General features: G+C 59.4%; 27 protein-coding genes. 9 read left to right on the forward strand and 18 right to left on the reverse strand.

Annotated features, from left to right (window positions below; translation table 11 throughout):
- Positions 1–78: 78 nt before the first annotated feature.
- The 8 genes from L8K08_RS10540 to L8K08_RS10575 form a co-directional block, all read right to left on the reverse strand.
- Positions 79–783, reverse strand: a complete 705-nt coding sequence (locus tag L8K08_RS10540) for a YoaK family protein (protein WP_242196484.1) — start codon at positions 781–783, stop codon at positions 79–81.
- Between the two features lie 69 nt (positions 784–852).
- On the reverse strand, positions 853–2,487 hold the full coding sequence (locus L8K08_RS10545; protein WP_242196487.1) for an ATP-binding cassette domain-containing protein: 1,635 nt from the start codon (positions 2,485–2,487) through the stop codon (positions 853–855).
- Positions 2,488–2,611: 124 nt separating this feature from the next.
- The gene (locus tag L8K08_RS10550) at positions 2,612–3,661 is read right to left on the reverse strand and encodes a DNA topoisomerase IB (protein ID WP_145160905.1); all 1,050 of its coding nucleotides are present in this window, start codon (positions 3,659–3,661) and stop codon (positions 2,612–2,614) included.
- Positions 3,662–3,734: 73 nt separating this feature from the next.
- A complete protein-coding gene (modC, locus tag L8K08_RS10555; protein WP_242196491.1) occupies positions 3,735–4,814 on the reverse strand; it encodes a molybdenum ABC transporter ATP-binding protein in 1,080 nt (359 codons plus the stop codon).
- 5 nt (positions 4,815–4,819) lie between these two features.
- Complete coding sequence (gene modB / locus L8K08_RS10560; RefSeq protein ID WP_145160901.1) at positions 4,820–5,500, reverse strand: molybdate ABC transporter permease subunit; 681 nt, start codon at positions 5,498–5,500, stop codon at positions 4,820–4,822.
- Complete coding sequence (modA, locus tag L8K08_RS10565) at positions 5,501–6,274, reverse strand: molybdate ABC transporter substrate-binding protein (RefSeq protein ID WP_242196494.1); 774 nt, start codon at positions 6,272–6,274, stop codon at positions 5,501–5,503.
- Positions 6,275–6,387: 113 nt separating this feature from the next.
- The gene (locus tag L8K08_RS10570) at positions 6,388–7,452 is read right to left on the reverse strand and encodes a nitronate monooxygenase (protein WP_242196497.1); all 1,065 of its coding nucleotides are present in this window, start codon (positions 7,450–7,452) and stop codon (positions 6,388–6,390) included.
- Between the two features lie 109 nt (positions 7,453–7,561).
- A complete protein-coding gene (locus L8K08_RS10575) occupies positions 7,562–8,440 on the reverse strand; it encodes an alpha/beta hydrolase (RefSeq protein WP_242196500.1) in 879 nt (292 codons plus the stop codon).
- A gap of 173 nt (positions 8,441–8,613) precedes the next feature.
- On the opposite strand from L8K08_RS10575, the gene L8K08_RS10580 reads away from it, so the two are divergent.
- A complete protein-coding gene (locus tag L8K08_RS10580) occupies positions 8,614–9,204 on the forward strand; it encodes an ABATE domain-containing protein (protein ID WP_242196502.1) in 591 nt (196 codons plus the stop codon).
- 144 nt (positions 9,205–9,348) lie between these two features.
- Here L8K08_RS10580 and ada read toward each other — a convergent pair whose 3' ends face one another.
- The 4 genes from ada to L8K08_RS10600 form a co-directional block, all read right to left on the reverse strand.
- On the reverse strand, positions 9,349–10,392 hold the full coding sequence (gene ada / locus L8K08_RS10585) for a bifunctional DNA-binding transcriptional regulator/O6-methylguanine-DNA methyltransferase Ada (protein ID WP_242196505.1): 1,044 nt from the start codon (positions 10,390–10,392) through the stop codon (positions 9,349–9,351).
- Positions 10,393–10,467: 75 nt separating this feature from the next.
- Positions 10,468–11,133 carry a DNA oxidative demethylase AlkB gene (gene alkB, locus L8K08_RS10590; protein WP_242196508.1) on the reverse strand — a complete coding sequence of 222 codons (666 nt, stop codon included), beginning with the start codon at positions 11,131–11,133 and terminating at the stop codon, positions 10,468–10,470.
- A 3-nt stretch (positions 11,134–11,136) separates the two neighbouring features.
- Positions 11,137–11,304 carry a hypothetical protein gene (locus L8K08_RS10595; RefSeq protein ID WP_164487941.1) on the reverse strand — a complete coding sequence of 56 codons (168 nt, stop codon included), beginning with the start codon at positions 11,302–11,304 and terminating at the stop codon, positions 11,137–11,139.
- A 25-nt stretch (positions 11,305–11,329) separates the two neighbouring features.
- Positions 11,330–11,632: a DUF1883 domain-containing protein gene (locus L8K08_RS10600; RefSeq protein WP_003173824.1), complete on the reverse strand. Its 303-nt coding sequence runs from the start codon at positions 11,630–11,632 to the stop codon at positions 11,330–11,332.
- 212 nt (positions 11,633–11,844) lie between these two features.
- On the opposite strand from L8K08_RS10600, the gene L8K08_RS10605 reads away from it, so the two are divergent.
- Both L8K08_RS10605 and L8K08_RS10610 read left to right on the forward strand, forming a co-directional pair.
- Complete coding sequence (locus tag L8K08_RS10605; RefSeq protein WP_106579154.1) at positions 11,845–12,195, forward strand: hypothetical protein; 351 nt, start codon at positions 11,845–11,847, stop codon at positions 12,193–12,195.
- Between the two features lie 276 nt (positions 12,196–12,471).
- Positions 12,472–12,702, forward strand: coding sequence for a hypothetical protein (locus L8K08_RS10610; RefSeq protein WP_145160887.1), 231 nt, complete (start codon positions 12,472–12,474; stop codon positions 12,700–12,702).
- A gap of 8 nt (positions 12,703–12,710) precedes the next feature.
- On the opposite strand, the gene L8K08_RS10615 is transcribed toward L8K08_RS10610, so the two are convergent.
- Both L8K08_RS10615 and L8K08_RS10620 read right to left on the reverse strand, forming a co-directional pair.
- Complete coding sequence (locus L8K08_RS10615) at positions 12,711–12,995, reverse strand: hypothetical protein (protein ID WP_145160885.1); 285 nt, start codon at positions 12,993–12,995, stop codon at positions 12,711–12,713.
- 145 nt (positions 12,996–13,140) lie between these two features.
- Complete coding sequence (locus L8K08_RS10620; RefSeq protein ID WP_028616218.1) at positions 13,141–13,326, reverse strand: hypothetical protein; 186 nt, start codon at positions 13,324–13,326, stop codon at positions 13,141–13,143.
- Between the two features lie 309 nt (positions 13,327–13,635).
- Between L8K08_RS10620 and galU the strand changes: the two genes are divergently transcribed.
- Both galU and gorA read left to right on the forward strand, forming a co-directional pair.
- Positions 13,636–14,475 (forward strand): UTP--glucose-1-phosphate uridylyltransferase GalU, encoded by an 840-nt coding sequence (gene galU, locus L8K08_RS10625; protein WP_003230743.1) that lies wholly within the window; start codon positions 13,636–13,638, stop codon positions 14,473–14,475.
- A 104-nt stretch (positions 14,476–14,579) separates the two neighbouring features.
- Positions 14,580–15,938 (forward strand): glutathione-disulfide reductase, encoded by a 1,359-nt coding sequence (gene gorA / locus L8K08_RS10630; protein ID WP_242196512.1) that lies wholly within the window; start codon positions 14,580–14,582, stop codon positions 15,936–15,938.
- Here the strand turns inward: gorA and L8K08_RS10635 are convergent, their stop codons facing one another.
- Positions 15,939–16,946: a DNA-binding protein gene (locus L8K08_RS10635; RefSeq protein WP_242196515.1), complete on the reverse strand. Its 1,008-nt coding sequence runs from the start codon at positions 16,944–16,946 to the stop codon at positions 15,939–15,941.
- 170 nt (positions 16,947–17,116) lie between these two features.
- On the opposite strand from L8K08_RS10635, the gene L8K08_RS10640 reads away from it, so the two are divergent.
- From L8K08_RS10640 to ahpF, 3 genes are all read left to right on the forward strand, one after another.
- Positions 17,117–18,049, forward strand: a complete 933-nt coding sequence (locus tag L8K08_RS10640; RefSeq protein ID WP_242196518.1) for a site-specific integrase — start codon at positions 17,117–17,119, stop codon at positions 18,047–18,049.
- A gap of 133 nt (positions 18,050–18,182) precedes the next feature.
- Complete coding sequence (gene ahpC, locus L8K08_RS10645; protein ID WP_053255965.1) at positions 18,183–18,746, forward strand: alkyl hydroperoxide reductase subunit C; 564 nt, start codon at positions 18,183–18,185, stop codon at positions 18,744–18,746.
- Positions 18,747–18,873: 127 nt separating this feature from the next.
- The gene (gene ahpF, locus L8K08_RS10650) at positions 18,874–20,439 is read left to right on the forward strand and encodes an alkyl hydroperoxide reductase subunit F (protein WP_145160876.1); all 1,566 of its coding nucleotides are present in this window, start codon (positions 18,874–18,876) and stop codon (positions 20,437–20,439) included.
- A 63-nt stretch (positions 20,440–20,502) separates the two neighbouring features.
- Here the strand turns inward: ahpF and gloA are convergent, their stop codons facing one another.
- On the reverse strand, positions 20,503–21,024 hold the full coding sequence (gloA, locus tag L8K08_RS10655) for a lactoylglutathione lyase (RefSeq protein ID WP_106579161.1): 522 nt from the start codon (positions 21,022–21,024) through the stop codon (positions 20,503–20,505).
- 198 nt (positions 21,025–21,222) lie between these two features.
- Between gloA and L8K08_RS10660 the strand changes: the two genes are divergently transcribed.
- The gene (locus L8K08_RS10660) at positions 21,223–21,759 is read left to right on the forward strand and encodes a DUF4946 domain-containing protein (RefSeq protein WP_145161232.1); all 537 of its coding nucleotides are present in this window, start codon (positions 21,223–21,225) and stop codon (positions 21,757–21,759) included.
- A gap of 112 nt (positions 21,760–21,871) precedes the next feature.
- On the opposite strand, the gene L8K08_RS10665 is transcribed toward L8K08_RS10660, so the two are convergent.
- Together L8K08_RS10665 and L8K08_RS10670 are read right to left on the reverse strand one after the other, a co-directional pair.
- The gene (locus L8K08_RS10665) at positions 21,872–22,237 is read right to left on the reverse strand and encodes a histone-like nucleoid-structuring protein, MvaT/MvaU family (RefSeq protein WP_145160874.1); all 366 of its coding nucleotides are present in this window, start codon (positions 22,235–22,237) and stop codon (positions 21,872–21,874) included.
- 200 nt (positions 22,238–22,437) lie between these two features.
- Positions 22,438–23,979 carry an EAL domain-containing protein gene (locus L8K08_RS10670; protein ID WP_242196521.1) on the reverse strand — a complete coding sequence of 514 codons (1,542 nt, stop codon included), beginning with the start codon at positions 23,977–23,979 and terminating at the stop codon, positions 22,438–22,440.
- Positions 23,980–24,063 lie beyond the last annotated feature (84 nt).

A 24,063-nucleotide genomic window follows, 5' to 3' on the forward strand; every position in this document is an offset into this window, starting at 1 on the left:
CCCCCGCTCGCTCGACGTGATGGCTCTTTACCAGTACATGGACGTCGAGGCCGCAACGTCGAGCGGGCCTCTTTTCTCTTAGCGTGGCATGTAACCCAAGTGCCAGCGCCGCGGAATCTTCAGCGACACCAAGCCCAGCAACGCGGCGAACGCGCCACTGACCAGCAGCGCCTTCAGGCCGAGCTGGTGCTCCAGCACCGCGCCGATCACCGCGCCCACAAACATGCCGCCCCACGGAATCAGTTGCACCCTCCAGCCATTGCGCCGTTCTCCCAGCACCCAGCGGCCCAGCCCGCGCCCGAAGCGTGAGAGGGCGCCTGTCACATAAGTCAGGCCCACCGGCAAACCGTTTACCTCTTCCACTGCGGCGTTGAGCATACCCATCGCCACAATCGCTGCCAGCAGCGCGGGCAAGGTGTCGTCGAAGGGCCACACGGCGGCGCCGCACAGCAAGGCCGCAATGCACAGCAGCAAGGGCAGCGCGTGCCGGCGGCTGAGGCGGCTGATCACCACGCCCAGGGCGTTGCCGACGACAAAGGTTGCGACCAGCAACAACAAGCGCCCGGTAAGGCCCAAGTCACCTGCGCTGATCGCCACGGCCAGGCGCGTGGTGTTACCGCTCATGAACGAAACAAAATCGCCGCTGGCCATAAAGCCTATCGCATCGGTCATGCCGGCCAGCACGGAAAGGCTGGCCACCAGCATCAAGCCAACCCGCCCGCGCCAACGTTGACGGTGGGCGAGTGCGGCGTTGGCGTAGGGTTTGCGCGATGAAGGCAGCATGGCCCCAGGTTCCTCGGTGAGATTATTCGGCCACTACCGTAGGACGCTTTGGTTGCGCGCGCAATGACCTCAGACACACTCCAGCCGCCAGCCCTGACGCTGCCAGGTCAAAAAATGCGTCGGCCTGACGGCCTGCACGAACGTTTCGTCATGGGAGACCACCACCATCGCTCCGGTAAAACCCTGCAACGCCTGTTCAAAGGCCAGCACGGATTCAAGGTCCAGGTGGTTAGTCGGCTCGTCCAGCAACAGCAGTTGCGCCGGTACCTCGCGCCACAAGGCAATCGCCATCGCGGCCTTCAGGCGTTCGCCGCCGCTCAGCTGGCGGGTGGGTTGAGTCACCCGCAGGGCATCCAGTTGCAGCAACGCCAAACGCGTGCGCAGCTCGGCTTCGGCCAGCGGGGTGTCAAGCAGGTTGAGCTGTTCGACAATGCTACGGTTGCCATCCAGGAGTGTCAGGTGCTGGTCGAGATAGGCACTGGCCACATGCACGGCGCATTCACCACTGACCACCGGCCATTGGCCCGCAAGCACCTTGAGCAACGTGGATTTGCCGCAACCGTTCGGCCCGCGTACGGCCATGCGCATCGGGCCCGCCAGGTTGAGCGTGACGTAGCTGCAGGTGTGGTGCGGATCAAGCCAGGGCAGTTGAGCGTTTTCCGCGCTCAAAACCTGTCGGCCATTGGGCACTACTGAGCCAGGCAGGGCCAACAGCGTGGGCGAGTGATCCTCCACACGCTCATGGGCTTGGCGTACCTGCGCATCGAGCTCGTGTTTGTATGCGTGATGCGCGCTGCGCACGCTGCTGACGATTTCCTTGGCGGCGCCTTTCCAGCGGGCTTTGGTAAACCCGGTGACGTTGGCGGTTTCTGCGTGTTTACGTGCGCGGGCGGCGTTGCGCTGCAGGTTGTCATGATCCTTCTGCAGACGTTTGCGTTCGCGGCTGCGCGCCAGGCGGGCGTGTTCCAGGGCGGCCATGGCCGCGTGCTGTTCGCTGTCGCGTTGCAAGCGATAGGCATCGTAGTTGCCGCCATACACCTGCGCGCCAAGCGGCGACAGCTCAATGATGCGCGCCATCGCATTGAGCAGTTGCCGGTCATGGCTCACCACCACCAGGCCGCCGGGCCAGGCTGCCAGCGTGCGCAACAGCCAGTCACGGCCGGCGCTGTCGAGGTGGTTGGTTGGCTCATCGAGAATCAGCAACTGCGGCGTGGCCAAAAGCGCGCCGATCACTGCAACCCTGGCCAGTTGGCCGCCACTGAGTTGATCGGCTGGCGTGGCAGCGTCGAGTTGCTGCAACCCGGCTGCACCCAGCGCGGTGCGCAGGCGTTCGGCAAGGTCCCAACGATCATCGATCAGCGCGAGATCATCCGCGCGCGCCTCACCGCGGGCCAGCCGCTCAAGGGCGGCCAACACCTGGGCGGTGCCGGTGATGTCGGCGACGGTTTCGCCCGGTTGGACGGCCAGCGCCTGCGGCACATATGCCACGCTGGCCGCGCTTTTCAACGTGCCGCCAGTGGGCGCCAGCAGCCCGGCAAGCAGCTTGGCGAGCAGGCTTTTGCCCCGGCCATTACGCCCGACAATCCCGGTGGGCGCGTGATCAATCGACAGGTTGAGGTTGTTCAGCAGGGTTTCGCCATCGGCGAACTGCAAGGACAGGTGTTGCAGTGAAACGAGTACGGGCGGCCGTTTGACGTCAGTCATCAGCACCTCCAAAAAAATGTCGGACAGGCCAACAAGCGCGCCAAGCGGCTCGTTGCAGGTACATTTTGGAAGGCTTAGTTGTTCACGTCGGCGTGCATCCCGTGAGTCAGAAGAGGCGCAAAGGCTAACCCACCTTGGCGTTTTTCGGCAAGTCCGCGGCCAATTGCTCAAGGAACATTGCCAGCGCAACTTCTTCGGCTTTCAGGCCCTTGCGCACTCGGGGTTTGGGCAGCTTGGACAATTCGCCCAGGCTGAAATGCTCCAGCACGGCGGGGTGGATATAGCACTTGCGGCACACCGCCGGGGTATTGCCCAGTTGCTTGGCAACGTCCTTGACCATGGCGACCACATGCCGCTTGGCATCCGATTCCGGTTGCCACTCCAGTTCGCGCAATACAGCCAAGGCCAGGGCGGTGCCGGCCCAGGTGCGGTAGTCCTTGGCAGTGAAGTCGGCGCCGGTGAGGCTGTGCAGGTAGGCGTTGACGTCATGGGAGCTGACGGTATGCCGTTCACCGTCCTCATCCAGGTACTGAAACAGGTTTTGCCCTGGCAATTCCAGGCAACGCTTGACCACCGTGGCCAGGCGCCGGTCCTTGACGCTGACCTGATGCTCCACGCCACTCTTGCCACGAAACTGGAACAGTATCTCGCTTCCCTTGATGTCGACATGGCGGGTGCGCAGCGTGGTCAGGCCGTAGGATTTGTTGTCCCGCGCGTACTGGGTGTTGCCCACGCGAATCAGCGTGGCATCGAGCAGCATCACCACGGTGGCCAGGACTTTTTCGCGGGTGAAACCGGGCGCGGCGATTTGTGCTTCCAGTTGCGCGCGCAGTTTCGGCAGAGCATTGCCGAACTGTTGCAGGCGCGAATATTTGTCGGTGTCGCGCACCTCACGCCAACGCGGGTGGTAGCGGTATTGCTTGCGGCCACGGGCATCGCGGCCGGTGGCTTGCAAATGGCCGCGCGGGTCGGCGCAGATCCACACGTCGGTGTAGGCGGGTGGCACAGCCAATGAGTTCAGGCGTTTGATTTCGTCGGCATCGGTGATGCGCTCACCGTTGACGTCGAAATACTGAAACTTGCCGCGCAGCTTCTTGCGGCGGATACCCGGTTGGGTGTCGTCAACGTAATGCAGGTCGCGGGGCAGGTCGGCAAGCAACGCGGAGTCGGGCATGGTGCAAATTCCTTGGCAGTAATCAGGCCGGTATGTCTGATTGACCGCAGGGTTTTGCGCTCGTGCCAAATTCTTAAGCCAGCACTGCCACCGCCTTGATTTGCGCCCACAGCGCCTGGCCGGGATGCAGCTGCAACTGGTCGCGGGAAAACCGTGTGATGCGCGCCAGCAAGGGCGTGCCGCCGGCGTCGAGGCGCACCAGCACATGGGCGTTGTTGTCGGCACAGATCTCCCCGGTCACCGTCACCGGCAAGCGATTGAGGATACTGCTGGGTTCCTGCGCCTGCAGGCTGAGGCTGACATCGCGTGCCTGCACTTTGATGCGCAGCTGTTTGCCCAGCGCCAACGGCGCATGGGCAACGCGCATCGATAACGCACTGTCGGGCAATTGCAGCGTCAGCAGGTGATAGTGCGCGTCGTAGGCACTGACGCTGCCATTGATCACTACCCCGGCATCGTCACCCAGGGCCATGGGCAAATCGAGCCGCGCCAGGGTTTCACCGATGGGGCCGCTGGCCAGCGCCTGGCCGTCACTGAGTAACACGATGTGATCGGCCAGCCGCGCCACTTCGTCCTGGGCATGGCTGACGTACAGCACGGGGATATCGAGCTCGTCGTGCAGGCGTTCGAGGTACGGCAAAATTTCACTTTTGCGTTTGCTGTCCAGCGCCGCCAGGGGTTCATCCATCAACAGCAATTGGGGGCTGGTGAGCAGCGCGCGGGCGATGCCGATGCGTTGGCGTTCACCGCCGGACAGATGCTGCGGGTGGCGGTCGAGCAAATGGGCGATACCCAGCAGTTCGGTGGCGTGAGCCATGTCCACGCGCCGCTGCTGACGAGCAATACGCTTGAAGCCGAATTCCAGGTTGGCCCGCACCGACAGGTGGGGAAACAGGCTCGCTTCCTGAAACACATAGCCCAATGCGCGTTTGTGCGGTGGCACAAAGAGCCCGTTGCGGCTGTCTTGCCAGACTTGATCGTTGATCTGCACAAAGCCGTCTTCGGCACGCTCCAGCCCGGCGATACAGCGCAGGCAAGTGGTCTTGCCCGAGCCGGAATGCCCGTACAAAGCGGTGACGCCACGGCCGGGCAATTTCAAGTCCACCTTCAGCGCAAAGCCTGGGTAGTTCAGTTGCAGGCGTACCTCAATCATCGCGATCAGCTCCAGCCCATCTTGGTTTTACGGCTGGAGTAAAGCGCCAGCAATACGAGGAAGGCGAACACCACCATGGAGCCGGCCAGCCAGTGCGCCTGGGCGTATTCCATGGCTTCGACGTGGTCGTAGATCTGCACCGAGACCACGCGGGTTTTGTTGGGGATATTGCCGCCGATCATCAGCACCACGCCGAATTCACCGACGGTGTGCGCAAAGCCGAGAATCGATGCGGTGATAAACCCCGGGCGGGCCAGGGGCAGGATCACCGTGAAAAAGGTGTCCCACGGATTGGCGCGCAAGGTTGCGGCCACTTCCAGGGGGCGAGTACCGATGGCGCCGAAGGCGTTTTGCAACGGCTGCACCACAAACGGCATGGAGTAGATCACCGAACCCAGTACCAGCCCGGTGAAGCTGAAGGTCAGGGTGCCCAGGCCCAGCCATTGGGTGAATTGGCCGAAATAGCCATTGGGGCCCATGGTCAACAGCAGGTAAAACCCGATGACCGTCGGCGGCAATACCAACGGCAGGGCGACGATTGCGCCGATGGGGCCGCGCCACCAGGAACGGGTGCGCGACAGCCACAGCGCAATCGGAGTGCCGATGACCAGCAGGATCACGGTGGTCAGTGACGCCAGTTTGAGGGTCAACCAGATCGCGGAAAAATCGGCACTCGACAGCGGCATTTACTGGCCCAGCTCGTAACCGTAGGACTTGATCACCGCAGCGGCTTTCGGGCCTTTGAGGTAGTCGACCAGGGCTTTGGCTGCGGCACTGTCTTTGCCTTTGGTGAGGATCACCGCGTCTTGCTTGATCGGATCGTGCAGCGAGGCCGGCACAATCCACGCCGAACCGCGGGTGACTTTGCCGTCCTTGTAGATCTGCGACAGGGCGACGAAGCCCAGTTCAGCGTTGCCGGTGGAGACGAACTGGAAGGCTTGGGTGATGTTCTGCCCGGTGACCAGCTTGTCTGCGACCTGCTCGCTCAGACCTTCCTTGGCCAGCACTTGGGTGGCGGCGAGGCCGTAAGGTGCAGTTTTGGGGTCGGCGATGGACAAGTGCTGGTACTGGTTTTTCTTCAGCACCTCGCCTTTGGCATCGACGTAGCCCGGCTTGGCCGACCACAGCGCCAGGGTGCCGACCGCGTAGGTAAAGCGCGAACCTTTGACGGTAGCGCCTTCGTCATCGAGCTTTTTGGGGGTGGTGTCGTCTGCGCTGAGGAACACTTCGAACGGCGCGCCGTTCTTGATCTGCGTATAGAACTGGCCGGTGGCGCCATAGGCTGCAACGAGTTTGTGGCCGGTGTCTTTCTCGAAGTCGGCAGCGATTGCCTGGATCGGCGCGGTGAAGTTGGCGGCCACGGCCACCTGCACTTCGTCGGCCTGCGCCGAGCCCAGGGCAAAGGCGGCGATCAGGGTGGCGAGGGCTGTGGGGGCCAGGCGTGAGGCGCGGATCATCATGAAGCAGCTCCTTTGAGGCTGTACGGCTCGTTATAGATAGAAGGTTTTACCGCTATGTAGGGGAATATATAGCGGTTGGCCGTCGCCGGTACAGCGCAAAGTTGCCCTTGACGTCAGTTCTGCTTGAGCTTTGCCAGCGCCTGCGCGGCCAGCTCGCGAGTCAGGTCATAAGTGGATGCATCTTTGCACAGGCGCAGTGCCTGGCCCGACCACAGGTTGCTGAAACCCGCCTCGTCCTTGGCCTTGAGTGGCATCAGGGCACCGCCGGACGTGGGGAAGGCAGGCGCCGCCGGATTGATCGCGCCCAGTTCACGCATCACGCGGTTGACGATGCCTCGCGCCGGCCGGCCGGTGAACAGGTTGGTCAGCGCGGTTTCGCTGGCCTGGGCACGACGCAGCGCAGCGGCGTGGGAGGCGCTGACGTTGGCTTCGGGCGTAAACAGGTAGGCGGTGCCGATTTGTACGGCTGATGCGCCCAGAGCAAAGGCCGCGACGATGCCGCGCGCATCAGCAATACCGCCGGCCGCAATCACGGGCACGCTGACGGCGTCGACGATCTGCGGTAACAGCGCCATCAAGCCGATCTGGGTATTGAGATCGTCGCTGAGAAACATGCCACGATGCCCGCCGGCCTCAATGCCCATCGCAATGATTGCGTCGCAGCCATGCTGTTCCAGCCAGACCGCTTCTTCCACGGTGGTGGCGGATGACAGCACTTTGGCGCCGGTGGCTTTTACCCGGTCGAGCAAGGTTTTTTCCGGCAGGCCAAAGTGAAAACTCACCACCTCGGGGCGGAACGCCTCGACCACCTGGCAGGCGGCCTCGTTAAACGGCGCGCGGTTGGAAACGGGTGTTGGCGCATCAAAATCGGCGCCCAGTTCGCGGTAGTAGGGTTGCAACAGGTCCTTCCAGCGCCGGTCGCCGGCCTCATCGGCGTCGGGCGGTTGATGGCAGAAGAAATTCACGTTGATGGGACGCGTACTTGCCTGGCGGATCGTGCTCAAGGCTTCGCGCAGTTGCTCGATGGTCAGCGCTGCGGCGGGCATCGAGCCCAGCGCACCCGCTTGATTGGCGGCAATCACCATGGCGGTGGTCGTGGCACCGGCCATGGGGGCTTGGATGATGGGCAGTTGAATGCCCAGCAGGTCGATGATTCGCGAGTCTGGCCAGGTGCTCATGGGATGCGTCTCCAGCGTGAGTAGGACTTTGCGCTGTTTTAACAGGGCCATTAGCACCCGGCCAGTGCGTATTATTCACTGGACGAGAGCAGGGTTTCGTGCAGCGCCATCAGTTGATGGCATGCCCCAGCACCGCGTGAATACGCCCGGCAATATGGGCCGCATGAGTTTCCAGAGCGAAGTGGCCGGTGTCCAGCAGTTCAACCACCGCGTTGGCGTTGTCGCCCTTGTAGGCATGGGCGCCAGGCGGGATGAAAAACGGATCGTTCTGACCCCAGATCACCAGCGTCGGCACCTGGCTGGCTTTGAAAAATGCCTGGAACGCCGGGTACAGCGTGAGGTTATTGCGGTAGTCGAGAAACAGGTCCAGCTGGATTTCGTCGTTGCCCGGGCGTTGCATCAACAGCACGTCCAGCATGTAGGACTCCGGTGCGACCAACTCCGGCTGACTCACTCCATGCAAATACTGGTAGCGCGTGCCTTCCAGGCTGATGACCGCGTTGCGGATCACCTCGCGATTGGCTGCGCTCGCGTCGGCCCAGTAGGCGCGAATCGGCGCCCAGGCATCGCCCAGCCCTTCCAGATACGCGTTGCCGTTTTGCGAGACCAGCGCGCTGACCCGTTCTGGATGCGCCACCGCCAGGCGCAGGCCCACGGGTGCACCGTAATCGAAAACGTACAGGGCGTAGCGGCTCAGTTTCAGCGCATCGACGAAATGCCCGATGCTGATCGCCAGGTTATCGAAGCTGTACTGGTAATCGCGCTCGACGGGCACCTCGGTGAAGCCGAACCCTGGCAAATCGGGCGCGATGACTCGAAAGCGCGTGGCGAGCAGCGGGATGAGGTTGCGGTACATATGCGACGAGCTGGGGAACCCGTGCAGCAGCAACATGACCGGAGCCGAAGGATCGCCGGCTTCACGGTAGAACATGCGCACACCATCGACATCAACGTGGTGGTAGCGAACGACGGGGGTTGCGATAGACATGATGAGGACACCTGTGTAACTGGATTGGTCGGTAATACGGGTTACTGATTTAGAGGCTGCGCCCAAATATGTAACCTGTCAAACCAGTTATTGAGGTTATCTGTTTTTGGGGGTGTAACTATCCAGATCCAAAAATAGCGGTTACGATTGCGCGGTGCTCAAGAGGACAAGCCATGGCCACCCTTACGCCCCATGCCACACCATCACAACCCTATGTACTGGCCGACGAGCCGGTGCTGGACATGCTCAATACCCTGGCGAATGTCGACGGCCAGCCGGTGGATTTTTGGCACACCGACGCCGACGTTGCGCATTGGCTGGTGCGCCTGGAGTGGGTAGCGCAAGCGAGCATTCCCACGTTCGAAGAAGGTGCTTTGCTGGGGGCTGCACGCCAACTGCGCGAGGTGATCCGTGAACTGGTGGCCGCGCGCAAGAGCGGTGAGACGGGCAATCCGGCGGCGCTCAACAGTTTTTTACGCAAGGCGGTCAGCTATCCGCAGTTGGTCTGGCCTGCGTCCGGGCAGCCTCAACTGGAGCGCCAGCGCAAGCAACAGACGGCGGAGCAGTTTTTGTCGCCGATTGCCGAAGCAGCGGCTCAGTTATTGGTGGCCGGCGATTTCAGCTTGATTCGCCGCTGCGAGCATCCGGAATGTGTTCTGTGGTTTTATGACCGGACCAAAGCGCACAAGCGCCGTTGGTGCAGCATGGCGCTGTGTGGCAACCGGCATAAGGTTGCGCAGTTCCGTAAACGCAAAGCCTTGTAAGCGCACACTGACGCTTTAAAAGAAGAGGGCAGTGCAAGCAATTTCGGGTGGCCGGGCTCAACGTGCGCACACGTAATGCGGATGAGGCCTAGCCTGCAGCGTAAAAAATCGGACCGGTGTGGCGCTGATTTGTGCGCTGAGTCTTTACTGAGTTTCCCGTTCCAGCAACTGCCGCTTGCGCTCAACCCCCCAACGGTACCCGGAGAGTTCGCCATTGCTGCGTACGACGCGATGGCAGGGGATCGCCACAGCCAGGTGATTGGCGCCACAGGCCTGGGCCACCGCACGAAAGGATGTGGGCGCGCCGATGCGCTGGGCGATCTGCGCGTAGCTGGCCGTGCCGCCCACCGGAATGTCGCGCAGTGCCCGCCACACGCGCTCCTGAAAGGCGGTTCCGCGCAAGTCCAGGGGCAAATCCAGGCCCAGCGCCGGTGCTTCGACGAAGCCCACGACCTGGGCGATCAATTGTTCGAAATGCCGATCCGCACCCACCAACTCGGCCTTGGGAAATTGATCCTGCAGGTCGCGCACCAGCGTGTCCGGATCGTCCCCCAGCAAAATCGCACACACGCCCCGTTGGCTCTGCGCCACCAGAATGGCCCCCAGCGAGCACTGGCCCACGGCGAAATGGATCTCGCTGTTAGTGCCACCGGCCTTGTAATCGCTGGGTTTCATGCCGAGTAACTGATCGGCGGACTCATAAAAGCGGCTGTTTGAGTTAAAGCCTGCGTCGTACACCGCGTCCGTCACGGAATGCTCGCCCTTGAGGCCAGCACGCACTTTGCGCGAGCGAAGGGCGCTGGCGTAGCCCTTGGGCGTCAGGCCGGTGATGGCTTTGAAAACGCGATGAAAATGGAACGAGCTCAACCCGGCCAGGCGCGCAAGTACGTCCAGGCTGGGCGGCGTTTCGGCCTGTTCTATATGCCGGCACGCGTCGGCGACTATCTGCGCGTGGTGCGCGGCCAATTGGGTCTGGTCGCCCGCGGCGCGTTTACTCGGCCTATAACCCGCCGCCTCGGCCTGCGCAGGGCTGTCAAAAAATTCGACGTTCTCTGGCCGTGGCAAGCGCGAGGCGCTGCTGGGGCGGCAATAAACGCCGGTGGTTTTTACGCCGTAGACAAACAGCGCGTCAGCCTTGGCGTCGCGGGCGACGATGGCGGCCCAGCGAGGGTCTTGTTGGTTGTTCATGGCCTGCACTCTTGACGGGTCACGGGCAGATTAACCGCGCAGGTTGCGCTCGACACTCCGAAGCTTGCGGTCAAATCAACCGGCCGTGCGAAACGTCAGGTTGATTCGTTGCGGGCCCATCACCGGATGCACGCCGTCCTTGATCGGCATCACCCCATGAAAACGTAAACGATCGACGCCACCCCAGACCACGACATCGCCGTGAAACAACGAGATTTTCTGCGTGCGGTTACCACGCTCATGCCCGCCGAACAGAAAAATGGCGGGCAGCCCGAGGGACACGGAAACCACCGGGGCGCTATAGCAACGTTCGTTTTTATCCTGGTGCAGCGACATTTTAGCCCCGGGCACATAACGGTTGATCAGGCAGGCATCCGGGGAAAAGTCATTGAAGCCGGCTTCTGTGGCCGCCAGCTTGGCGAGCTCGCGCAAAGCCTCCGGCATCGCCGGCCAGGGTTGCCGGCTGCGCGGATCAACCGGGCTGTATCGATAGCCGGAGCTGTCGGTGGTCCAGCCCAGTGCGCCGCAACTGCTCAGGGCCGCCGACATGGTAAATCCGCCGGGTGTGACCATCTGCCGGAACGGTGATTGAGCCAATACGCGCCGCAGTTCAGGTAGCAAGCGATCAATCCAGGGCAGGGCATACCCCCTCAGCACGTAAGACTCTTCGCCGATCTGCTCGCGCCCGGCCGGTTGTTGCAGCGCATCGTCGGCGAACAGATCCGCCGTAGGGCCGGACATCGCTTACAGCGCCTTGCTCACGGTGATGTCGGTGATTTCGTCACTGGCATCGTGGATTTTCGCCAGCGCCTGCTGGGCTTCTTCGACACTGTTGGTGTGCAATTGCGCGAACTCAAAGCGACGTTCGCCGTTGAGTTTGTACTTGATGACGTATTTGGTAGTGGTAGTCACAGTGTTTTCCTGTCGAGTGTTCGGGTCAGCTCAGTTTGGTACTGGTGCGACGAACGATGCGAATCTTGTGAGACAACGCTGGCTTACGCGTGACGCTGATGGCGCGGCGTGTCACTACATCCAGGGTGATGTTCCAGAAACCGGTGCTGGGTGCGGTGATTTTTGCCGGAAATTTGTCGAACGCGCCGCCGTGATAAGTGTGGCGGCCACCGTTCTTGAAGCTGCGAAAATTGGCGTCGCTCATCAGGCGAATGTTGCACGTTTGTGAGCATTCGATGACAACGATGTCGCCCTCGTTGAGGTGCTCGCGCTGGTGGATGAATTTCATGGGGTGTCTCCAGAAGGGCTTTTTCTGAAAAATCAGAATGATACGTAGGTTAAGATAGAGTTTATCAGCCCCAGCGCGTTTATTATCGGGTCGTCGTCGACGACTTCGACAATTTAAAACAGTTATTTCCCGAGTTTTTAGAGATAAATCCTACATTGGCGGGAGAAATCTACTCTCTACGCTGTCGTAGGATCTTTATCGGAGGTTTAAGTATGAAGTGGAGTGTGTTGGTTCTGGCCCTGGCCTTAGGTGGGTGTGCTTCGGTTGCAGATATCAAGCAGACCCCGCCAACATTGGTGGTTATTTCAGGTAAAAAACCGCCGGAATATGCCGCGTGTGTCGTGCGCAAGCTCGCCGCCACCCGCAGACCGCCGCAGATCGAACCGCACAAGGACGGTGTACAGGTGATTGTGCCGCAGAAATTCTCGGCTGATCCGTCGGCGATCTTCGAGATTGAAGAACGCTCCAGCGGCAGCAGTATCAAACTTTATGAAAGCATGTCGAACGTGCCCATTCGACCTGGTGATGTGAAGAAAGCCGCAGAGGATTGCATCTCCGGCTGAGCCCCAGGCTCATTGGGCGCTTGAATCCGATAAAAAAGCCTGAGGCTGCAGTGCAGCGTCAGGCTTTTTTTTGCAATGCGTTTGGGTGTTGTCGCTAGAGGTCTATTTCCCTGCCATTTGTAAACTTATGCGCTTGTGATCTAAGCCTATAAAAATGGAGCGGTGATGAGCGTGTTGATCAGGCAAGGCATCCGTTAAACTGTCGGGTATTCAATGCAAAAAATGCCGCGCAACCTCAACGATTGCGTGGCATTTGTCTTTTTCTGGAAAACCGTCATGAAGCGTGAACACGTCAAAGCCCACCAGGCCGAGGGTCAGATTTCGGCCACCCATGTCATTCAGAACCCTGCCGATCTTGGCGAGTGGATCGTGTTTTTCAAAAAAAGCGGCGGGCGCAGTTTTTTTCTGGTGGACGAGCAGGATGAAGTCGAATCATTCGCGCGCCTGGATGACCTTATCGAGCTTCTGCGCGGGCTGGGCATCAAGTTCGCCGAAATACACCTGTAGCCGTCTGGCTATTTGCACACGACCACTACGCTTCGGCTCTTGAAGTTGCCTACGTCTTTGCCCAGGGTCTTGTCGTCTTCCTTGAGCGAGGGCGTGCCTTCGGTACCGACGATACGGTAGCCGGTGCCTGCGCAGGAGGCGTCGGCTTTCTCGTAGCAGCTGGCCCACGAGTTGGCTTCGCCCGAGCAGTCGATGGTCAGGCCTTGCTCGCCATTTTTCAGGAAGGTGTCGGAGGTGGTGGTGCAGCCGGTCATCAGCGCCAGGGTTGCAGTCAGTGCCAGAATCTTGTTCATGAGTTGAGTCGTCGTCGAGGGTGTTGGAGGGAGCGCTGACACTGTCGTGGGGCGTTCGCAGCAGATTATAGCGAACTGCCACCTAGGTACAGACAAACACAAAAAAGCCCCGTTAATCGGGGCTTTTTGCGCAAGTCGCCGTGGCTTACTTGCCTTTGGGTCTTTTGCTCGATGCGTGGCCGGCTTCGTCCACAAACACTTCGGCTACCGCGATAGCCTGGCTTTCAGTCGGAAATACCCCGGCAACGCTGTCACCGTGAAAGTTGATCAAGTGCCAGCCGTCTGCTCGCTGTGTGATCAGGTAGCCGTTTACGCCTTTTGGTTCTGACATCTATTAACAATCTCGTGGTCTGGTTCAAGCCCGTCATGATAGCGCCAAATGCCGGGGGAAAGCGCAAGTTGTTGCAGGTCAGTGTGACGCGCGGCAAAGCGTGCTAAAACAGTTATACCCCTTTTAATCATTGGGGGATGGCATGTTTTGCCGAACCGCTGGGCAAGCTCTTGGCAGGATCAGCGGAACTTACGCCGACATTTTTTCTCTATGATGACATCGCAACGCCAGCAGGACCCATTGTAAGGTGACTGCGGCCTCATTAGACTGCGCCGAATTCCGTACGCACAGCCCTTTGTAAGGACTCATATGATCAAGAAATGCTTGTTCCCAGCAGCCGGTTACGGCACTCGCTTCTTGCCAGCGACCAAAGCCATGCCCAAAGAGATGCTGCCGGTGGTGAACAAGCCACTGATTCAGTACGGCGTCGAAGAGGCATTGGATGCCGGTCTGAACGAAATCTCCATCGTCACCGGCCGTGGTAAGCGCGCACTCGAAGACCACTTCGACATCAGCTACGAGCTGGAAAACCAGATCAAGGGCACCGACAAGGAAAAATACCTGGTCGGTATCCGTAAATTGCTCGACGAGTGCTCGTTCTCCTACACCCGTCAAACCCAGATGAAAGGCCTCGGCCACGCGATCCTCACCGGCCGCCCGCTGATCGGTGACGAACCGTTTGCCGTGGTACTGGCGGACGACCTGTGCGTCAACCTGGAAGGCGACGGCGTACTGACCCAAATGGTCAAGCTGTACCAGAAATACCGTTGCACCATCGTTGCGGTGATGGAAGTCAATCCGGCAGAAACCAACAAGTACGGCGTGATCGCCGGTGACGACATTGGTGATGGCCTGATCCGCGTACGCGACATGGTCGAGAAGCCAGCGCCAGAAGACGCGCCGTCGAACCTCGCGATCATCGGCCGTTACATCCTCACCCCGGACATCTTCAAGCTGATCGAAGAAACCGAGCCAGGCAAGGGTGGCGAGATCCAGATCACCGACGCCCTGTTGAAGCAAGCCAAAGACGGTTGCGTGATTGCCTACAAGTTCAAAGGTCAGCGTTTCGACTGCGGTGGCGCTGAAGGCTACATCGAGGCGACCAACTTCTGCTACGAGCACTTCTACAAGACTGGCAAGGCTTACTGATTCACGCTTGCTGAGTGTTTTAAGAGAAAGCCACCCTCGGGTGGCTTTTTCGTTTTTCAGCCCCATCTAAATCGGTATGCTGATGACCTGCCGAGGAGAGTGAAATGGCCTACGATTTTGACCTGTATGTAATTGGCGCCGGTTCTGGCGGTGTTCGCGCGGCGCGTTTTGCCGCTGGCTTTGGCGCCAAGGTGGCCGTGGCGGAAAGCCGCTACCTGGGCGGCACGTGCGTTAACGTCGGTTGCGTACCGAAAAAACTGTTGGTGTACGGGGCGCATTTCGCCGAAGACTTCGAACAAGCGAGCGGTTTCGGCTGGTCGTTGGGTGAAGCTGACTTTGATTGGGCGACCCTGATCGCCAACAAGGATCGCGAAATCAACCGCCTCAATGGCATCTATCGCAACCTGCTGGTCAACAGTGGCGTGACCTTGCATGAAGGGCATGCGCGTCTGGTGGATCCGCACCAGATAGAGATTAATGGCGAACGCTTTACCGCCAAGCACATCCTGATCGCTACAGGTGGCTGGCCACAGATTCCAGAGATTCCAGGGCGCGAACACGCTATTGGTTCGAATGAGGCATTCTTCCTCAAGGCGCTCCCCAAACGTGTGCTGGTGGTCGGCGGTGGCTACATTGCCGTTGAGTTCGCGGGCATTTTCCATGGCCTGGGCGCTCAGACCACGCTGCTGTATCGCGGCGATCTGTTCCTGCGCGGTTTCGACGGTTCAGTGCGCACCCATCTGAAGGAAGAGCTGACCAAGCGCGGCCTCGACCTGCAGTTCAACGCCGACATCGAGCGTATCGACAAGCAAGCCGATGGAAGCCTCAAGGCCACCTTGAAAGACGGCCGCGTGCTCGAGGCCGATTGCGTGTTCTACGCCACTGGCCGCCGCCCGATGCTGGACAACCTGGGCCTGGAAAATACTGGCGTCAAGCTGGACGAGCGCGGCTTCGTTGAGGTGGATGACCTGTACCAGACCGCTGAGTCGTCGATCCTGGCGATCGGCGATGTGATTGGTCGCGTGCAGTTGACGCCAGTGGCCCTGGCTGAAGGCATGGCGGTGGCGCGTCGTCTGTTCAAGCCCGAGCAGTACCGCCCGGTGGATTACGCGATGATCCCGACAGCGGTGTTCAGCCTGCCAAACATCGGCACTGTCGGCCTGACTGAAGAAGAAGCGAAAAAGAACGGCCACAAGGTGCAGATTTTCGAAAGCCGCTTCCGGCCTATGAAGCTGACGCTGACCGATTGCCAGGAAAAAACCATGATGAAGCTGGTGGTCGACGCCGACACCGACAAGGTGTTGGGTTGCCATATGGTCGGCCCGGATGCCGGCGAGATCGTGCAAGGCCTGGCGATCGCGCTCAAGGCGGGCGCGACCAAGCAGCATTTCGATGAAACCATCGGCGTGCACCCTACGGCGGCGGAAGAGTTCGTCACCATGCGCACGCCTGTGGCTGACTGATCAGGCTTGCGGTGTTGCCTCTGGCGCCGTTGCAACGGCGGCCGCCAGGCGCAATGCCTCGATACTGGCCTGGGCCTTGATAAGGTCCAGTTCCAGGGTTTTGTTGGCAAGCTGGTGTTCGGTCAGCGATTCCTGGCGCGATTGACTCTCCAGTACCGCCACCCGCAGGCGTTCCTGAAGCAGGGTGCGTTCGCTTTCAATCAGGTTTACCTGTTCGCCAAGCTTTTGCTGCAGGGCCTGGTCTTTGCGGGTTTGCGCTTGCAGCGCGGTCAGTTCCTTCATGGTCACGCGGTGTTCAATCAATAACCGCTCGTTGTCGCGATGCAGCTGCGTGATTTCGTCCTGGCGCACCATGGCGCTTTGCTGAGCCTGGCGCAGTTCCGCCTGCACTTGTTGCAGTTGGCCTTCGTGGCGTCGCTGTTCCTGCTCGCGCTGCTCTTTGATTGCAGTGCGGTAATGCTCCAGCGCCTCCCGGGCGTGCAGGTGTTTTTCTTCCAGTGATCGAATCTGTTCGTCCTTGTCCGCAATCCTCAACTCGTAATCGCTGCACGCCTGGCTGAGCCCGGCGTTGCGGGTTTGCTCGGTCTGCAGGCTGGTACTGGCGGTTTGCAGGGCGGCGCTTTCTTCTGCCAAGGCGGCGGCCTGGATATCAAATTGTTGCTTGAGCTCGGCGTGAGCCGCCTCCAGCGCCTCTACCTGGGCGAGCAGGGCGGCTTTGTGCTGTTCGAACTGCGCCAAGGCCAGGTCGATAGGTTCTTGAGCCTTCTCTTTCAAACGTAAAGCCAGCCGTGCAACCAGCTCGCCGAGCTCGTCATCGATTGGCGCTTCGGTGATCGTCAGCCGGCTTTCGCTATCGTCCAATTCCTTCAAATAGCGATGAATCGTGGTTTTCGAGCCGGTATTGCCCATCTCGATGCGCACCGCGTCGATGCTGGGGTTTTCGCCGCGGGCAAGGATCGCCAAGCGTGCCGTTTGAACTACTGCTTTGTTTATGCCGCCGCGAGCCATGGAGTCTCCGTCGATTTCGTACTGTGGTACAGAGTATGTATATACATACTGTAACATAAATAAAAATGCGTTTAAATTCATGATTTAACGGATGGGATATTGGCGTATTATCCCGTGTCATAGCGGTTTTTAGCGCGGATTCACCTTGCAGCAGTACGAATAGGCCTTTCATGAGCGAACTGGATCGATACCTCAACGCCGCCACACGCGATAACACTCGCCGTAGTTACCGGGCGGCCATTGAGCACTTCGAGGTGAGTTGGGGCGGTTTCCTGCCGGCGACCAGCGACAGCATTGCGCGCTACCTGGTGGCGCATGCCGGCGTGCTGGCGGTAAACACCTTGAAGCTGCGGCTCTCGGCGTTGGCGCAATGGCACAGCAGCCAGGGGTTTCCCGACCCGACCAAGGCGCCGGTGGTGCGCAAGGTGCTCAAGGGCATTCGCGCGGTGCACCCAGCGCAGGAGAAGCAGGCCGAGCCGCTGCAGCTCAAGCACCTCGAGCAGGTGGTTGCATCGCTGGAGGCAGAAGCGCGACAGGCGAGCAGCGACCAGGACGCGCCTCGCTTGCTGCGCGCCAAGCGCGACACCGCGCTGATTTTGCTGGGCTTCTGGAGAGGGTTTCGCAGCGACGAGTTGTGCCGCCTGCACATCGAACACGTGCAAGCAGTGCCTGGCGCTGGCATCAGCCTGTACCTGCCACGCAGCAAAAGTGATCGCGACAACCTCGGCAAGACCTACCAGACCCCGGCGTTACTGCGGCTGTGCCCGGTACAGGCCTACAGCGACTGGCTCAGTGCTTCGGCGTTGGTGCGTGGCCAGGTGTTCCGCGGGATTGATCGCTGGGGCAACCTGGGCGAGGAGGGCTTGCACCCCAACAGCGTGATCCCGCTGCTGCGCCAGGCGCTGGAGCGCGCGGGCATTCCGGCCGATCAATACACCAGCCACTCCCTGCGTCGAGGTTTCGCCACCTGGGCTCATCGCAGTGGCTGGGACTTGAAGTCACTGATGAGTTATGTCGGTTGGAACGACATGAAATCTGCCATGCGCTATGTTGAAGCGACGCCCTTTCTTGGCATGACCTTGGCCACCCAACCGTTGATTTGAGATTTCTTCTATTAATACGGTTACCTGATAGACAAAACCAATCGTCAGCATCAGGTTTGCCAATGAGCCAACGGTCAAGAGAGTGGGTAGGATTCACCCCATCAACTTCTTAACCCCTGACGGAGAGTCAACGATGCCTATCATCAACAGCCAAGTAAAACCGTTCAAAGCAACTGCTTACAAAAACGGCAACTTCGTAGACGTGTCGGACGCTGACCTGAAAGGCAAATGGTCCGTCGTGTTCTTCTACCCAGCCGACTTCACCTTCGTTTGCCCAACCGAGCTGGAAGACCTGGCTGACAACTACGCCGAATTTCAGAAACTGGGCGTCGAAATCTACAGCGTTTCCACCGACACCCACTTTGCCCACGCTGCCTGGCACAACACTTCGCCAGCCATCGGCAAAATCCAGTACACCATGATCGGCGACCCAACCCTGACCATCTCCCGCAACTTCGACGTACTGATCGAAGAAGCTGGCCTGGCAGACCGCGGTACCTTCGTGATCGACCCAGAAGGCAAGATCAAGATCGTTGAACTGAACGACGGTGGTGTTGGCCGTGACGCTTCCGAGCTGCTGCGCAAAATCAAGGCCGCTCAATACGTAGCTGCCCACCCAGGCGAAGTGTGCCCAGCCAAGTGGAAAGAAGGCGAAGCGACGTTGGCTCCGTCCCTGGACCTGGTCGGCAAGATCTAAGTCTGTGAAGTATCAAGGGCGGAACTCCGCACTTAAGTAAGCTGCATCCGCCCTCAAAACGCCCGGGCGAGATTCGCTCGGGCGTTTTTTTGTCTGCAATAAACCGAATTAATAGGAAATCGCCCGTATGTTGGACGCCAATCTTAAAGCTCAGTTGAAGTCATACCTGGAACGGGTCACCCAGCCGATCGAGATCGTCGCCTCCCTCGACGACGGTGCGAAATCCCAGGAAATGCTTGCCCTTTTGCAAGACGTAACCAGCCTCACCACGCTGATTACTCTGAAAACCGATGGCGATGATGCGCGCAAGCCGTCGTTCTCCATCAACCGCCCGGGTGCCGATATCAGCCTGCGTTTCGCCGGCATCCCCATGGGCCATGAATTCACCTCCTTGGTGTTGGCATTGCTGCAAGTCGGCGGCCACCCCTCGAAGGCCAGTGTCGAAGTGATTGAACAAATCCGCGCCCTCAAAGGCGAGTTCAGCTTCGAGACGTACTTCTCGCTGTCCTGCCAGAACTGCCCCGACGTGGTCCAGGCACTGAACCTGATGGCCGTGCTCAACCCGAACATCCGCCACGTCGCCATCGACGGCGCGCTGTTCCAGGCTGAAGTCGATGAGCGCCAGATCATGGCGGTACCGAGCGTGTACCTCAATGGCGTGAACTTCGGTCAGGGCCGCATGGGCCTGGAAGAAATCCTCGCCAAGCTCGACACCAGCGGCATCGAAAAAGCCGCAGAAAAAATCAGCGCCAAAGACGCCTTTGATGTCCTGGTAGTCGGCGGTGGCCCAGCCGGTTCGGCGGCCGCTATCTACGCCGCACGTAAGGGCATCCGCACCGGTGTGGCGGCTGAACGCTTCGGCGGGCAAGTGCTGGACACCATGTCCATCGAGAACTTCATCTCGGTGCAAGAGACCGAAGGGCCGAAGCTGGCCAGCGCGCTTGAAGCCCACGTGCGTCAGTACGACGTGGACATCATGAACCTGCAGCGTGCCAGCAGCTTGATCCCTGCAAAAAACGCCGGTGACCTGCACGAGATTCGCTTCGAAAGCGGTGCGACCCTCAAGTCCAAGACCGTGATTCTGGCCACGGGCGCCCGCTGGCGCGAAATGGGTGTGCCGGGCGAGCAGGAATACAAAGCCAAGGGCGTGTGCTTCTGCCCGCACTGCGATGGTCCGCTGTTCAAAGGCAAGCGCGTGGCAGTGATCGGCGGGGGTAACTCCGGCGTTGAAGCGGCTATCGACCTGGCGGGTATCGTCAGCCATGTGACCTTGCTCGAGTTCGACAGCAAGCTGCGCGCCGACGCCGTGTTGCAGCGCAAGCTCTACAGCCTGCCGAACGTTGACGTGATCACCAGTGCGCTGACCAGTGAAGTCAAAGGTGATGGTCAGAAAGTCACTGGCCTGGCGTACAAGGACCGCGACAGTGGCGAGTTCAAGACCATCGACCTGGAAGGCATCTTTGTCCAGATCGGCTTGTTGCCCAACACTGACTGGCTCAAAGGCACGGTGGAGCTGACCCCGCGTGGCGAGATCATTGTCGATGCGCGTGGTGAAACCTCGCTGCCAGGTGTATTCGCCGCCGGTGACGTAACGACCGTACCGTACAAGCAAATCGTGATTGCGGTAGGCGAGGGCGCCAAGGCTTCCCTGAGCGCGTTCGATCACCTGATCCGCACGTCCGCACCTGCGTAAAGTCGGACCCGGAAATGAAAAACCCCATGAGTGATCATGGGGTTTTTTTATGGCGCGAGGCTTTTACATCGGTGCTGGTTGAATAATCTCGACCCAGTACGCATCCGGGTCCTTGATGAAAGCCAGGCTTTTCATGCGGCCGTCGGTCAGGCGCTTCTGGAAGTCACAGCCCAGGGCTTCGAAGCGTTCGCACGCAGCGACGATATCCGGCACCGAAATGCAGATGTGGCCAAAGCCACGCGGGTCGGTGTTGCCGTTGTGGTACGCGAAGTCGGCATCGTTTTCGGTGCCGTGGTTGTGGGTCAGTTCCAGGATGCCCGGGATCGACTTCATCCACTGGGTGCGTTCAGCGGCGTCGGCCGGGATCTGAGCCTTGTCCACCAGGGCCAGGAAGTACAGGCTGAATTCGGCTTCCGGGAAGTCGCGCTTTTCAACCAGGGAAAACCCCAGGACGCGGGTGTAGAAATCCAGCGACTTGGTGATGTCTTTGACCCGCAGCATGGTGTGGTTGAACACGAAGTTCGTGGTGGCGGTGTCAGGCTGGGCAGTGACGCCCGGGAAAGTGTTCAGTTCGTGCAGGCTCATGGGCCCTCCAGAAAAAAATGGGGCAAACGCGACTTGAAATGATAGGCGCGGTCCGTTGGCTTGCGGCAAGCGTCCATGCAGCCGAGCCATGATACGCAAGGGCCGCCCGGTGCGCCAAATGAAAAAGGTCACGCAGCGCTTGCGACCAGCGGGTGCCGGGCTCAAACTTTGACGCTTGAACCTTGGGCGTTTTTTGCAATGATCGAATTTCGTAAATCGCTGTTGAGCTCGTTGTGTTTACTGCTGGTTAGCCCGTTCGTACTGGCGGCCGATCCGGAAATTCACTGGCCCAGTGGCTGGCAAGTCGAGGAAGTGGAGCCGGACGGCGAAGCACCGGTAAAACCCCAGGCCGTGTCTCGTCAGCGCGCGATCAAGAACGACGAAAATGGCAATACCTTGATGGTCATGGAGTTGACCGGCACGCCGATCGAGGCGGGTCATAAAGTTAATCTTCAAGGCGTGTTGCTGGAAATGCGTAAATCCATCCAGAAAGATTTTGCCGGCAGCGGTTATCAAAGCGTGTGCACCAAGATGCACCCAACCACATTGAGCCGTCTTGATGCGTTGGAAACAACTTGCGTGATTACCGAGAATGGCCGACACGTGTTGTCGCAAACATTAGTCGGTGCGGTAGATACCGACACAGCCTATGTTTTTTCATACGCCGGCCAAGCCCAAGCCTATGAGGCCAGCCAGAACGAAGTCGGATCGGTACGCGACAGCCTGAAACTTTGAAGGTGTCAGATTGATCGGATTTGAACAAAATGAAATGTTAGTTAAGTTCGTTTTCGAATCCTTAAACAAAAAAAGCCCCGCATCAGCGGGGCTTTTTGTTAGTGCAATGCGATCAGCCGCGAAGCCAGGAATCTACAGTGGCGGCGCCATACTGTTCTTTCCAGGCTTTGAGGCCGCGGTGGTTGCCGCCTTTGGTCTCGATCAGCTCGCCGGTGTGCGGGTTGTGGTAGACCTTGACCACACGTGCGCGGCGCTGTTTAGGGGCGGCGGACGTTGCAGCACCGGCCTTGGCAGGGTGTGGATCAAGGATCGCGATGATGTCGCGCAGGCCTTTGCCGTAGTGTTTCATCAAGCCTTGCAGCTTTTCTTCGAATTCGATTTCTTTCTTCAGGCCGGCGTCGTTCTTCAGGGATTCCAGCTGTGCAAGCTGCTCTTGAAGGGCTTTTTCTGCTGCGCGAAATTCGGCGAGTCTGGACAAAATCTGTACTCCAATAATGTAGTTTGCTGATATCAACTGCAGACAAAGCTATAAGCCAAGCGCTTATAAAGTGACTCAAAGAAAGAGGCCTTTCTGCGAGTTCAGCACAGGCAGGAAAAATTGTAGTAGTTAATGCCCCACGAGTAAATCACGTCGTTTACCTAAATAAGATTATTTCATCAAGGGTAATGAGTGGCTATTCAACGGCTGGCCAGCGACTTAATGAACTCTTCACCGGGGAGTGGTCGGCCAAACAGGTAACCCTGCAGAAAATCCACACCGTGCGCCGCCAGATATTCACATTGCTCTGCTGTTTCCACGCCCTCGGCCACGATGCCCAGGTCCAGCTTGCCGGACAGTTCGATGATGCTGTCGAGGATATGCCGTGAAAGTGCATCAGCGCCAATCATCGCCACAAAGCTTTGATCGATTTTCAAGTAATCGACATTGAAGTTGCGCAAGTAACCCAGGCTGGAGTGCCCGGTACCAAAGTCATCGATGGCAATCATCACCCCCAATTGATGCAACGCGTCGAACAGCCGCCGCGTGATATCCGTAGGCTTGATCAGTTCACGCTCGGTTAACTCCAGCACTAGCGTCACTTGGCCTGGGGTGAACGCGGCGAGAAACGTTCGACAATCTTCCACCAGGTCCAGATCCTCACAGTGGCGTGCCGTGATATTCACGCCAACATGAAAGCCCGGACTGAAACGCGCGGCATGCGGGGCCAACTGCGCGGCGGTCTGGCGCAGCAAGGCGCGGGTCATCGGCACGATCAGGCCGGAATGCTCCGCCAACGGGATAAACAGGTCGGGACGCACCAGGCCTTCTTTTGGGTGCTGCCAACGCATCAGCACTTCACAGCCGGCCCATTCACGCGTGTCGCCGCGCACCACTGGTTGAAAGTATGGAATGAACTCGTTGGCACCCAAGGCGCGTTGCAGTTCATGGGTGGGCGCAGACGAGCGCTTTTGCAGCCAGTGCGCAAGCACGCCCGACAGCACGCCAAAAAACACCAGCAGGCTGAACAGTGCCGGATAGCGCGCTTCCATATACCGCCACACTTCACCGGCCGGCATGCCGGCGTCAACACTGTAGTGATAGCGCTCTGAGGCTAGGTGGTGATGGGCCACCTCGAACACCGGCACGGGCGTGTTGTGCACCTTGCCGTCGGCATCCAGCCAGTTGGGGCCCACTTGCAGCACCAAGTGTGCGTAACGGCTGATCAGGCGCAAGACGTTGGCCAGGTGAAAGCCATCAATCGAGGCGAACGCGGCCTTGTCGCCTTCGACCAGCCGGTTAACCAGCAGCGCGGTATCCGGTGTGACCGGGTTGCCATTCATCAACCACAGATTCCCGTCCACGTAGTCATCCGGGTTGACCGCCGACTGGTAGTGATCGCCAAACAGCGAGCTGCAATAGATGTTCTTCTGCCAGGACAACGTTGTCGCGCGCACAAAGGGCCGGCGCGTGACCTGTTCACGCAGCGCCAGCTGCGCGCCGTTGTCGCACGGCTGACCGGCCAGTGGCAGCAAGGCCTGGGCGGCGAGGGTGGTGTTATCGAGCATCAGGTCAAACTGGCGCACGGCTTCACGGGCGGTTTGCGCAGTGCTTTGTTGCAGGGTGCGTTCGGCTTGCCAGTGCAGGATGACCAGCCCCAACGCGATGGGCAGCAGGCCACTGAGGGTGGTAATCAAATAGCGGGTGGCGCGTTTTCGCGGGCCGTTTACGGTCAGGGGCATGGAGAGACGGCCTGTCGCAGGATGGGAAAAGCCCCGAAGGGCTGATCAGATAGATCAAATGATAGATGGCGCGTGCGAAATAAG

Origin of the sequence: Pseudomonas sp. TREG-RG-20F-10-E-6-01 (assembly GCF_022662455.1) — a bacterium.
Lineage (GTDB): Bacteria > Pseudomonadota > Gammaproteobacteria > Pseudomonadales > Pseudomonadaceae > Aquipseudomonas.